The following is a 12,466-nucleotide window of genomic DNA, read 5'->3' as shown; positions in this document are numbered from 1 at the left end:
TAAGTTCTATCAACGTGCTGCGACCTCCTTCACTTCTTCCTTACCCTTTTAACCAGTTGTCATCTCTCAGGATTGTATAAATTCGCTATTTATTTATACAAAAAAGCCCCTTTCACAGAATGAAAAGGGCCCCACCTTGCGAACCTTTTCTCATCTGCCAAAACCGCAATAACTCTAGCGGTTTTGTAGGAATTAGCACCATATGTTCCCTCCCGGTGCATTACACCGGGAAAGAACGGGTTGCCGGGCTTCATCGGGCCAGTCCCTCCACCTCTCTGGATAAGAAAAATATGTTAAACTCCAGCTTTAGCTGTCCGTTAAGTTTATGTTAGAAATAATTCAAGCATTTTTCTGAAACTAGGTTTCAGTATAGTTAGTTTACATTGCTTTGTCAAAGGATATTTTCTGTCATAATTATGGACGTACTGCCCGGTTCTCCCAATGTTTCGTAGTATAAGAAAAAACGTTGAACAGCGACCGGCACACCATTTCCAAGCCCTGCTGCAAATCTTCCAGATGGTGATCGAGGTCCTCCAGTTGGATTTTGCCATATAAAGCACGGTGTCGTTGCCAGAGATCATCCTGCATTTCCGTATTCATATAGTGTATCTCCGTATTTCGCCGCTTACGTAGCCGATTGATAGCATCGTTGTATGTGTCCTTGATATCATTTAGATTATCAGTCAATGCAGGATGCATTTTAAGATACTTGAGCTGTCGCAACACAGTAAAATAAGAATAATGCGCCTTATACTGCCCTGTTTTTAAATCATACAGGTCATTCATCCAGTTACCAAGCTTATCCAAAATGGAAAATACTCGCACAAACCCATCCTTATAAAAGAAAACATATAAAGCATAATCGGATTTTTCATCCTTGCTCATATCTTCGGCGTATCCGGCTTTTACTTTCTTACGGAAGAAGGCGGCAGCATGATGGCTCTGCTCCAGTTCATCCAAAGACGACATCAGACCACGTGTCAAAATTTCTGCCTTCCGAAAGTCATGCGTCGGATCACCACTCGCCTGGATTTGCCGTTCCAGTAAATGCAACATGTCTGACATGCTATTCATGGCATCCAGCAGGAGACCACTGTTTACACGTGGGGGCTCGCCCAACAGCTTGCGTATCATGCTCACGCCTCCTTCATATCTGTAAAATCCGGCTGTTTGATGCTTTAACAGGCGTCAAGCAAAATAACTCGTCCACCGTTGATCTACAAGTTTAACAATATCCTCACGCGGCAGTACCTCATCAGGGTAGCCCGGCTTCATACGTGCATCCACTACAATTGGCAGCTTATAGTTCAGGTGGTGCAAACGTACTTCGCTGTCGGCGTACATATCTGTAGCCGGGTTGAAGCGTGTGAATACCGTCCACAGGAACGAGGCTTGGGAGCGCACGACTTCTTTGGCATCATCCACGATAAAGACAAGCGGCCACTCTTGCTCACCCGCCGCTAATCGTTCCAACACACGCGCAGCGAGTTCTGGCTCCTGTTCAAAGGAGTCACCCGAAACGACGAGACACCCTCCGCAATAGGGTTCGATGTCACGGATTCCTGGCAGATCGCCTCCCTCATAAGCACGAGGCAATTCACGCACAGGCTCGCCTACTCCCATCAGAATCGCCTTACTGCCGTGATTCAGCTTACGGCCCGTGTAATCGAGTGTATCGTGAGAGGTATGGTTGAAAATAAACAAATCTCTTGCTGGATTAAACCGCTCCAGAATGGTTTCGAGCAGCAGGTTGAAGTCAGATAAATCGATGACCCGATCCGTCAGCATCAGGAATTTGGTCAATGACAATTGACCTTGACCCAGAATCGTAAAGCCCGATACAAGCGCTTCACGGGAGTAGCTTTCACGTACGACTGCCGCTGCCAATGCATGTACACCCGTTTCCGCATATGCCCACAATGACTTGACGGAAGGCATCACAAGCGGGTAGGCAGGCGACAACAGACGCTGCAAAAACTCGCCAAGATAGTAGTCTTCCTGCCGTGGCTTACCTACAATGGTTGCCGGATAAATGGCATCTTTGCGATGATGCATATGCTTGACATGAAATACAGGGAAGTCATGTTGTAATGAGTAATAGCCAAAATGATCGCCAAACGGCCCTTCCGGGCGGCGTTCATGAGGCGGCACATAGCCGCTGATCGCAAATTCGGCTTCTGCCGGGATACGGTGACCCCCAAGCGGGTCTTCCGTCATGGGCAGCTTGCCCCCCATAATAAGGGATGCCAGCATTAGCTCAGGCAAGTTTTCCGGGGCCGGCGCAATCGCAGACGCAATCAGGGCAGGCGGGCCGCCGATGATGATCGTCGTCGGCAACGGCTCATTGCGCAGCTCGGCTTCATGATAATGGAAACCACCGCCTTTATGGATCTGCCAGTGGATTCCAGTCGTCTGATCATCATAAATCTGGATGCGATACATTCCCAAATTGTGATCCTTGGGTTGGCCTGGCTTCTCGGTATACACCAGCGGAAGCGTAATGAACGGCCCTCCATCCTCGTGCCAACTGGTCACCCTAGGCAGTGGAGCCAGCGGAGCATCTGTACGGCGAACACCCAAAACAGGAGCTTCGCTATGAGATACGGTTTTTAGTCCTACTTTTAGCATGTCCTTAATGAGCCCACGTTCATTCCACAATGCTTTGGGTGTAGGTGGCAGCAACGTTTTGGTCGCGCCTACAATTGCATCCATCAGTTGTTCTGGGCGAGGACCAAAAGCCATATCCACACGGCGATTTGTGCCAAACAAATTACTGGCGACAGGAAAAGGGGTGCCTTTGACATTGGTAAACAGCAGCGCCGGACCTTCTTCCTGTATGACTCTTCGGTGGATCTCGGCCAGTTCCAAATAAGGATCAACAGGTGCTTCTATAATTTTAAGATCATTTTCTTTACGCAGCGCTTCGATAAATTGGCGCAAATTCTGATAGATCAACTGGATAATTCCTCCTAAGCAAATCAAGCCCTCGAGAAACTCGTGGGCCTGGTTTGTTTCTTATGATGTTATTATACGTGTTCAAGCGCCTTTTGGGCAAAAATACGTTTCACTATGATCTACGAATGCTTAGGATCGCTGTGCCTGGGTCGGAATCAGCTTGCGGTCAGGTGATAATTGCCATACACGATAGCTCAGATAAGCCAGAATGGAGAACAATGATGCAATCACCAGCATATGTCCCAGCACGATAAACATGTAAATTTCAGGTCTATTGACGTACAGCAAGATAATGCCAATCACCACTTGAAGAATGATCAATAGGACCGAAACGACACCCAGTGTACGAATATCCCGGTGATTCGGATGATAACGGTACGAGTAATGACCCACAGCCAAAATAATGACAAACAGTAGACCAGCTGAAATTTGATGAAGCAGCAGTGGAGAAATAATGCCCCCAATATTTACAACCTTCTGGATAACCGAATGACTAAGCAACGCCCCTGAATAGACAGCAATATAGGTATAGATCGTTGACAGCCATATAAAGTTACGATAACCCCGACTGACACGCCCAGGAATCAGACGCGGAGTGTAGCGTGAATCGGCATGCTCCTGCCAAGCCCCCAGCGTCATCATGGTCGCACTGGCAAAAGCAATCAGCGCAAAGCCAAAATGCAGTCCCATGACTGCAGCCGATTGAGAGAAGATGACAGCCAACGCCCCCATCGCACCTTGTATGATTACAAACAATAGCGTGAGCAACGAGAATAGCTGTAAATCCTTCCGATGCTTCATAAACAGCAAAAAGCCAACAAACGAGGCGATAGAAAGAATCCCGGCCATGGCACTGACGGAGCGATGCGAGAACTCAATAAGGGATGCGATGGTATGCGCCGGAACCAGTTTACCATTACAAAGCGGGAATTCTCGTCCACACCCAAGGCCCGAATCCGTTCGCGTCACGACCCCTCCACCAAAGGTAGCCAAAAACATGACAATACATGTTACGAGTGCCAGCCATTTTAATATTCTCATTTTGTTATTCAATGAATTCACCCGTATCCTTCCAAATATAATATTTATTCACTTTAGATGTTGTGAAATGATCACTTAAAGTAATTATAACTGATATATCGGTCCTTGACATACGAGCTTTGTTGACAAAATGTGAACGTGTCCGTAAGAAAGCCGCCTCCTACTGAAGGAAGCGGCTTTCTGAATGTCTTGATGATATGGTGCCCTGCGGGCCCATCATACATACCATGATCCAATTATTTTGCGAGATTAGCATGGACTTCTACAGCCCGGTCCAAAAACTGCTCGATTTCTTCGCGGGATTTACGCAGTCTGTTCACCAGACGTACCAACTCTCGGCCTTCACTATAAGCGATAAAGCTAGGAATACCCAGAACATTTTGCTCTTGACTGACACTTTCGGCCTGTTCTACGTCAATCTCAATTAATGTAAGCTTGTCTGCATATTGTTGCTCCACATCAGGCATGAACGGATCAATAAAATGACAATCCCCGCACCAATCCGCCTTGAACACAGCTACCGTTACGCCTGAATTGGATATTGCCTTATTAAAGTCTTCATGAGAGACGATTTTTTGCATATATAATTCCTCCTCTAAATTCTTTTGTGCATAAGATCCTGTACTTTCTATTTTAACGCCAAGTAAGGCTTTTGCACACTCCCTATTCTGCTCACATGCTGATTGGAAGCCCTCTCATTAAGGCATACTAAAGCTATACTTAAGAATCCACAACAGTGACAAACATCCTACAGCATACCCAACATACTTGTTGGAATACGGGAATGCCTGCACTTGAAAGGAGGTTATTTAAACATGTCTCTGACCGAATGGCTCCATGCTGCATCTCGACAGCTTCAGGGAGGGCTAAAGTTACTGGGTTCCGTTCCGCGTGCTGCGGAAGAGGCATGGGAAGGCAAACGTGCGGCCTGGACCGAATCCCGTAAATTACGCTATCCCTTACGTGATCTGCCGTGGGATTATCAGTCGGCACAGTCCGCTATGAATGAGGCTGAAGCGTTAATGCTGGTCAACGGTCCCGCTACGCGTCCCTCTTCTCTAAATATGCCTTTATGTGAAACAGACTGTGAGCTGCTGGAGCGGATCAAGAACGACACAGCACAGGAGAATCGCAGCAACATTACGCGCACGGCCGCTTACCTCGACTGCTATCGTGGCTACCCTGAATTGCACTGGGCATTACTCGCTCATCTAGTTTCCCGTAACGGCGGCTATAATATGACCGACTTGAAGAGTGAGCTTATTGGCGACCTGTTCGACGAACAGGAAAAGGAGTGGCTGTATCGACTGCTGGAGCGCTGTAACGCCCTTATTTTCCAGGACGCTTATCCGCAGTTGCAGCTTTACATGCATAGCCGTCATTTGGGACGGAGCTGCTTTCATTTATTGCCTTATTTTCACGTTTCGCCATTCATGAAGCCCTTTTGGGAACGTTTCTGGGCTTGGCGGGATAGTTCTCTTTTGACGGTGGCGCTCATTATTAATGAACAAAACTATATTGAAGGACGGGTCGTGAAAGATCCGTATTTCCAAAAATTTGTAACCCACAAACCAGGGTTTTATTTGCATGACTGGCTTCAGCTCAATCAGATTATTTTTCCGCTTGGGCTAAATGATGGACTTGCCGGACTTGTCATGGAGCGTTTCGGCCATCTGGACGAGCGGATCGGCTTTGGCAAAAGCCTCTACGCTATGTTGTTTGGTCATCAGCAGGTACTGGATCAGGTAACCGCATTTGCTACCCGCGTGCCGCATACCGGTTCTCGCAGCGACTATTGGCCTGGACTGTTCACTCCCAACGAACAAAAAGCGCTGCGCTCTCCAAAAGAGAGTGCAACGCTTTTAGCGCATGAATGGCTTCCGCCGGGTCAACGTTTGTACAGCCCGGAGTTGAACGCCGTCTGGTCAGATACAGCATATGATCCGATCCCTCGTTATGATTGGTTTCAGGATGGTTCCACGCTTGGGCATCTCAGTGAACCAAGACGGCCTCTGTTATTTGCCATGCGCCATGAACACCGTCATGGCATTCAAAAAACAGCAATGGCCCATGATGCCCATAACAACTTACGGCCCTTCCACTGAATGATGACTCTTTAGCCTCGATGTCCTGTGGACTCACGCTGTAGACGCATTAACGGACGCAACACCTTCTGCAATATACGCGGATAGTTACCCAGCTCGTCCCTGCGCAATACACGCAGTGCAACCAGCAATACCAAGTAGCATACCAGTACAACCGCTCCGGCAATGCAGCACGCGATCAAGAAGGCTACACGCGCAGGCATTAGATGTACCAGCATAATGCAGGCTTCATTTACACCGTACCCGATAGCTCCCGAGACTACGACTGCAATTACGAAGCTTGCCCAGCGACGGCCCATAATCGAGAAGGAAACGATCCCTTTCAGCACACGCAAATTCAGCAACGTAATGACGAGAAAACACAATCCGGTTGCGGCAATAATCCCGTAAATCCCAAGCCAACTAGCCAGCAGCCAGCTCGCTGCCAACTTCACGACGATACCGACCATCACATTGATCATTGAAATACGTGGCTTGCCCATACCAATCAATATCGAATTAGAGGTCATCATCGTAATCTGGAAGATCGTCCCGAGTGTCAGAACAGCGATAATTCCGCTGCCTCCAAGCGAGCTGAATAGCAGACCATTAATGGAATAAGCAGTTACACATAAGGCCAGCACAATTGGCATTCCAGTTAAAATAGAGATACGCAAGGCGAGCGTCATCTGATTTTGTAAATGCTGCTCGTCCTTACGGGCAAAAGCCGCCGAAATGATCGGAATGAGCGATTGGCTGAGTGCAATAGCCAAAATCGGCGGAATGCCTGCCACACTCTGTGCCCTAGAACCTAGATAACCCAACTGAGTAGTGGCCTGATCCAATCCCACTTGTCCAGACAACAGTCTAACCACAATCGACGTATCAATAAAATTGACCGCCGGAACCGTCAAGGACGACAATACAATGGGAATAGAAAGCTTGAAAATATCTTTGTAAATGCGCATCATCGGTAGCGCAGAGCTTTCCTCTTGGAATTGCTCTTGACGGTCCTGGCGATCCTGACGACGCAACTTCACCGTGTAGTACAACATGACCGCCAAAGCGCCAAGACTTCCCATGACTCCCCCAAAGGAGGCACCCGCCGCAACCTCACGATCTCCATAACCAAGCTTCAAAATAATAAAGGCAAGCAGAATTGCGGTTGCTACCCGTGCGACCTGCTCGACAATTTGCGAAATACCGCCTGCGGTCATATTACCGCGTCCCTGGAAGTATCCGCGCATCATGGCAATGGCAGGAAACAACAGCAAAGCAGGTGCCAAAGCCTGAATAGCCAGCGCTGACTGCGGAACCCCTGCTACACGCTCGGCAAAATAAGGCGCTCCAAAATACAGCAGCGCGGTAATGATAATACCGGCTACGGCTGCGAATATCAAAGCCGCACGATACACACGTCGCGCTTCCGCAGGCCGATTCAGTGCGTAGCGTTCCGAAACCATTTTGCTCAGTGTGCTGGGAATGCCAGCCGTAGCAACCGTAAGCAGCATCAAATAAGCGTTGTTGGCAATGGTAAACGAGGCGTTCCCGACGGAGCCGAGCAAATGCTCCAATGGAACGCGCTGTACCAGACCAAGCACTCTGGCCACCAAGGCGGCAGCGGCTAAAATAAGCGTACCTTTAAGGAATGTTTCTTTATTGGACAAAATGCGTTCCCTTCTTTCTTGCTGTTCACATGCATGCAAAAGCCCCGCAACAAATAGTCATGGCCTGAGCCATCACCGGTGCGGAGCCGCATGTCGATTCTGTCTCTGCAAATCATAATAAACGAATCTCTGATTATAACACCCAAATCAAGAATACAATAATCATAGCAAGCTGCAAAATTACTTTCATCACGGTGCTGGTAAAGAGGCCCAAGACCGAGCCAAAACCTACTTTAATTGCTCGATCTAGCGGGGCTTTGCCAATCAGTTCACCCAGCACAGCACCGATAAATGGTCCCAAAATCAGACCGAATGCCGGAATAACGAAGGGGCCAATAATGATCCCCACAGTACTGAGGATCGCCGACAGACGTGAGCCGCCAAATCGCTTGACTCCCCACGCATTTACAGCATAATCGGCTATAAAAAGAGCCACGACGATGAGGGTTTGTATAATCCAAAATAACTTATTATATGAAGCAAACGAGAAAAACCAGCCGTATACAAAAAATGCAAAATAGATGGCGAGCGCCCCCGGCAATACGGGATATACCGCTCCCGCCATGCCCACAATGAACAGTACAATGACAACAATCCAGCCTACAACGTCCATGGGCCTCCTCCTTTTCGTCTATTCATCTTGCTTGTGCCTTATTTATTTTATTACACAAGCACATAATCACGAATCACTTCTACAATGCCGTCGTCATTATTCGAAGCCACGACTACATTAGCAGCTTCTTTTACAGTATCCTGGGCATTCCCCATCGCTACGCCCAGTCCAGCCGCTTGAATCACAGCCAGATCATTCAAACTGTCGCCAACGGCAACCACCTGCTCCATCGTAATGCCAAGCAGGTCGCACACTTCAGCGATGCCACTGGCTTTGGATATACCAGCCGGATTAATTTCCAGATTCGTCATCGAGGAATTGGAAATTTCAAGTCCTCCCAACTCCTGAAGCTGCAGCAAAATTTGATGGCGAATTTCGTCATTTTCCGTATTAAAACCGAATTTAAGCCACTCCTGTGTATCCAATGTGTCCGGCCAACGATCTCTATTGTATAATTCCTCAGTTGAGTAAGCCCAGAACCATGAGTCTGTTTCTACGGCAATCTGGTGCATCTTGCGAATAAGCTCCTTATCAAGTAAGTAGCGGCGCCACAATTCGTGAGGCGATTTCCACACTTCACTGCCATTTACGGTTACCATAGGCGTCTCCAGACCAAGTTGCTGACCGTAAGGCAAAGCATGCATCGCTGCACGTCCAGTGGACAAGCATACATGAATCCCTTCCTGAATCGCCTTGTTAATCCAATTAATCGTTTCCAGACTTATTTCATGATTATCGTTCAGTAAAGTTCCATCCATGTCGAGCGCAAGCAGTTTGTATTTATGTTGGTTTTCTCCCATCGTCTCTCTTCCTCCTGTATGTCCCTTATGTCCAACGACATTTTACCATGAAAAAGAGATGCCCACAAAAGAATTCAAACCCTTATTTCGCTGCCTGAGGCTTTTTGGGAATACCATCGAGCTCGGATACTTCGTCATACGCATCAAATATTTTACGCGCAACAGGTCCCGCGCTCGTCGCACCAAAGCCTCCTTCAGGAATGATCACCGCCACAGCTAGCTTCGGATTTTGACGGGGAGCAAAAGCAATGAACACCCCGTTATCTTTAACCGTACTACCCACTACCTGCTGAGAAGTCCCTGTTTTACGGGCATAATCATAAGGAAATCCGTTAAACGCTTTAACATCTGTAGCCATGCCGCGAACCACAGTGTCCCAGTACGTATCTGAAAAAGCGACCTCATTCAGCACCTTCGGCTTAAACTCACGTACGAGATTCCCCTGGTCATCCACAATTTTGCTGACCAAATGAGGCTGCATGCGCTTGCCCTTTGTTGCCAGTACAGTCGTATACTGGGCCAGTTGCATGGCCGTATACTTTCCCTGCTGACCAAAGGATGCCTGTACCAAACGTGTCAGCGCACTTTCATGCTTGCTCGTATACTCAAGTCTGCCTGCCCACTCGCCCGGCAGATCTACTTCAGTCGGAACGCCTAATCCAAATTCTTTCATATACTTGTCCCATACATCAATTCCCTGATGCATCCCTGCATTACTTCCGTATTTGGCATACAGCGGCTTGCCGATCATATCCACCATAAACGTATTCGACGAGACCTCAATCGCCCTGCTAGGTGTCAAAGAACCATACACATGTCCGCTAGAGTTCCCAACCCGGCTGGAGCGATTTTTGCCGTAGTATGCACTTCCCGTATCCTGATAAGTCTGTCCGGGAGAAAACAGGTTTTCCTTCAACCCGATCAGCACGGTTAGCGGTTTAATGGTTGAACCCAGAATCACCGAGGATTCTGGATGTGGACCCGCTTTTCCGCTAGGTACGGATTTAATTGTTCCATTTCCCATTTTATGCTGAATTTCGTCATATACCGAAGGCGAGGTACTCCCACTTTTCCATACATTAGAGTCATAATCCGGCATGCTGGCCATTGCCACGACATTTCCGGTCTCTACCTCCATCGCTACAGCGAAGCCAGTGGTCGCGTCTTGATGAAGCTCCCCCGATACGGCATGAGTATGAAGCGAGCGAAGCTGATCCATAATGGCCTGTTCGGTTTTCTGCTGAATTTCCTTGTTGATGGTGGAATATAAATGATGTCCTTTTTCAGGAGGAGTAATGGATTCAATGCCCTCCGGCATGCTGCGCGGGTTGACCTCTACCGTTTTATATCCGTTTTTTCCTCTCAGCTCGTCCTGGTACTGAAGCTCCAAGCCATCATATCCGACTATTTCGCTTTCCGAATATACCTGTTCCGGTCTTAGGACCTCCGAATTGGCCTCATACAACTCTTTATATTTGGTCCGATTTGCTCGGGCTCCTTTGAATTTGTACATATATCCAATCGTTTGGACTGCTACCCGATCCGAGTCATAATGGCGTACACTTTCTTCAATAACCTCTACACCTGGAAACTCTGCTCGATGCTCCAGAAAATAAGCGATTTCCTTCGGACTCAGATCAGATTTGACCAAACGCGGGGTAAATCCTCTATATTGAATATAATCAGGGTCGAGTCGCTTGATAATCTCCTCTGCATCAAGTTGCTCTCCTTCGGCACGACCCAGTTCGTTTAATTTACTAGCAAGCTTGTCAGCAAAAGCATTAAGCTCAGGGAGCAGCTTTTCCCCCGGCTTGCGATTATTTTCCGTACGCTTGCTATAATCCTTAGACAAAGTTACGTACAGGGACTGCACCGGGGTGGAATATGCCAGTCTAACCTTACCTGTGGAGTCATAAATCGTACCGCGACTTGGGGTAAGCGGGACATTTTTGGTATTTATCGATTGCTGCTGACCCTTTAGCTCCTCTGATTGTACAAACTGCAATACAGCTAGTCGGGTAATGATTAGGGCAAACAGCACAAAAACACTAAAAAACAGTAGGTTGGTTCGTAAAACCGTCCGCTTTTTTCGTGATTCAGCATTCTCTTCATCATTTTTCTTTTTGAATGAAAACTTTTTGTCCAAACTACCTCTGTCCATATTAGCTGGTCATTACTCCTTCCAATAAAGTCTCCTATTCCTGATCCTACCATATTGAAAGCAAGAAACGATGAAATTTAAGGTGACAATTTTGTAAGAAAACGTATAAAGAACAAAAAAAGCTTTCCTCAGTCCAAAGGCTGAGGAAAGCTTATATGAGTAAAAATCTGTATAAAATAATTATGGCTGTTTAGCTGCATTAGAATCGGCTGTCGCTGTATCCTTTTTCTTAGGAACACCGTCCAGACCATATACTTCATCATAAGCATCAAAGATTTTACGTGCCACAGGTCCGGCGCTCCAAGCCCCGAAGCCTCCTTCAGGAATGACAACGGCTACGGCCAGCTTCGGATGCTGGCGTGGTGCAAAGGCGATAAATACCCCGTTATCTTTTAGTTCTCTGCCTACACTCTGCTGTGATGTTCCCGTTTTACGAGCAAAGTCATACGGAAAGCCGTTAAATGCGCTGACATCTGTTGCCATTCCGCGTATGACTTCATTCCAGTATGCATCCGGGAATTTCACTTCATTCAGCACCTTCGGCTTAAACGTCTGGACAACATTACCATTGGTATCTTTAATTTGACTGACCAAATGCGGCTCCATCCGTTTACCTTTTGTAGCAATCATCGTTGTATACTGAGCAAGTTGCATAGGCGTATATTTACCTTGTTGACCAAAGGATGCATATGCTAATTTGGAAAGTGCAGACTCGGATTTACTTGTATACTCTCGCCAACCCCGGAACTCACCAGGCAAGTCTACTCCAGTAGAAACACCTAATCCAAATTCCTTCATGTAGCGGTCCCATACGTTAACACCTTGGTCTTCTGCTGCGTTATTAATATATTTGTTATATAAGCGCTTGCCAACCATATCGACCATAAAGGCATTGGAGGAATGGCGAATAGCGGTAGCCGGGTCCATTGAACCGTACACATGACCAGATGCGTTGCGTACCCGTGAAGAGTTGTTACGTCCAAAATAAGCAGCTCCTGTGTCTTGATAGTACGTATTTGTTGTAAACAGTCCTTCTTCCAATCCAATAAGAACAGACAGCGGCTTAATTGTAGATCCCAGAAGCACTGTAGAATCTGGATGCTGTCCAGGTTGACCTGAGCCAACGTTCTTTATTGTAGCGTTTT

General features: G+C 47.3%; 10 protein-coding genes and 1 riboswitch. Of the genes, 1 reads left to right on the top strand and 9 read right to left on the bottom strand.

From position 1 onward, the window contains the following. Positions 1-147 precede the first annotated feature (147 nt). Positions 148-286: riboswitch (SAM riboswitch) on the bottom strand. Between the two features lie 128 nt (positions 287-414). From AC5V8P_RS17125 to AC5V8P_RS17110, 4 genes are all read right to left on the bottom strand, one after another. After that, a complete protein-coding gene (locus AC5V8P_RS17125) occupies positions 415-1,134 on the bottom strand; it encodes a Cthe_2314 family HEPN domain-containing protein (protein ID WP_064798029.1) in 720 nt (239 codons plus the stop codon). Positions 1,135-1,188: 54 nt separating this feature from the next. After that, positions 1,189-2,955 carry a UbiD family decarboxylase gene (locus AC5V8P_RS17120; protein WP_063209552.1) on the bottom strand — a complete coding sequence of 589 codons (1,767 nt, stop codon included), beginning with the start codon at positions 2,953-2,955 and terminating at the stop codon, positions 1,189-1,191. Between the two features lie 129 nt (positions 2,956-3,084). Beyond that, positions 3,085-4,017: a COX15/CtaA family protein gene (locus AC5V8P_RS17115; protein WP_063209554.1), complete on the bottom strand. Its 933-nt coding sequence runs from the start codon at positions 4,015-4,017 to the stop codon at positions 3,085-3,087. 215 nt (positions 4,018-4,232) lie between these two features. After that, positions 4,233-4,577: a thioredoxin family protein gene (locus tag AC5V8P_RS17110; RefSeq protein ID WP_063209556.1), complete on the bottom strand. Its 345-nt coding sequence runs from the start codon at positions 4,575-4,577 to the stop codon at positions 4,233-4,235. Positions 4,578-4,811: 234 nt separating this feature from the next. Between AC5V8P_RS17110 and AC5V8P_RS17105 the strand changes: the two genes are divergently transcribed. Further along, positions 4,812-6,101, top strand: a complete 1,290-nt coding sequence (locus AC5V8P_RS17105; RefSeq protein WP_064798028.1) for a DUF2515 family protein — start codon at positions 4,812-4,814, stop codon at positions 6,099-6,101. A gap of 11 nt (positions 6,102-6,112) precedes the next feature. Here AC5V8P_RS17105 and AC5V8P_RS17100 read toward each other — a convergent pair whose 3' ends face one another. The 5 genes from AC5V8P_RS17100 to AC5V8P_RS17080 all read right to left on the bottom strand — a co-directional run. Continuing rightward, positions 6,113-7,747 carry a putative polysaccharide biosynthesis protein gene (locus AC5V8P_RS17100; RefSeq protein WP_064798027.1) on the bottom strand — a complete coding sequence of 545 codons (1,635 nt, stop codon included), beginning with the start codon at positions 7,745-7,747 and terminating at the stop codon, positions 6,113-6,115. Positions 7,748-7,880: 133 nt separating this feature from the next. After that, positions 7,881-8,360, bottom strand: coding sequence for a DUF456 domain-containing protein (locus AC5V8P_RS17095; RefSeq protein WP_063209561.1), 480 nt, complete (start codon positions 8,358-8,360; stop codon positions 7,881-7,883). Positions 8,361-8,410: 50 nt separating this feature from the next. Next, positions 8,411-9,160, bottom strand: a complete 750-nt coding sequence (locus tag AC5V8P_RS17090) for a Cof-type HAD-IIB family hydrolase (protein WP_064798026.1) — start codon at positions 9,158-9,160, stop codon at positions 8,411-8,413. Positions 9,161-9,242: 82 nt separating this feature from the next. Then, positions 9,243-11,321 carry a peptidoglycan D,D-transpeptidase FtsI family protein gene (locus AC5V8P_RS17085; protein ID WP_064798025.1) on the bottom strand — a complete coding sequence of 693 codons (2,079 nt, stop codon included), beginning with the start codon at positions 11,319-11,321 and terminating at the stop codon, positions 9,243-9,245. Between the two features lie 180 nt (positions 11,322-11,501). After that, the coding region (locus AC5V8P_RS17080) for a penicillin-binding transpeptidase domain-containing protein (RefSeq protein WP_495473738.1) at positions 11,502-12,466 on the bottom strand (965 nt) is incomplete at its 5' end.

It is taken from the genome of Paenibacillus sp. N119s, assembly GCF_059447605.1.
This window is presented reverse-complemented; position numbering and strand designations above follow the sequence as displayed.

Coding starts and splice junctions, on each gene's coding strand:
- AC5V8P_RS17105 (WP_064798028.1), top strand. CDS start 4,812: ATGTCTCTGACCGAATGGCTCCATGCTGCATCTCGACAGCTTCAGGGA.
- AC5V8P_RS17095 (WP_063209561.1), bottom strand. CDS start 8,360: ATGGACGTTGTAGGCTGGATTGTTGTCATTGTACTGTTCATTGTGGGC.
- AC5V8P_RS17085 (WP_064798025.1), bottom strand. CDS start 11,321: ATGGACAGAGGTAGTTTGGACAAAAAGTTTTCATTCAAAAAGAAAAAT.
- AC5V8P_RS17090 (WP_064798026.1), bottom strand. CDS start 9,160: ATGGGAGAAAACCAACATAAATACAAACTGCTTGCGCTCGACATGGAT.
- AC5V8P_RS17110 (WP_063209556.1), bottom strand. CDS start 4,577: ATGCAAAAAATCGTCTCTCATGAAGACTTTAATAAGGCAATATCCAAT.
- AC5V8P_RS17125 (WP_064798029.1), bottom strand. CDS start 1,134: ATGATACGCAAGCTGTTGGGCGAGCCCCCACGTGTAAACAGTGGTCTC.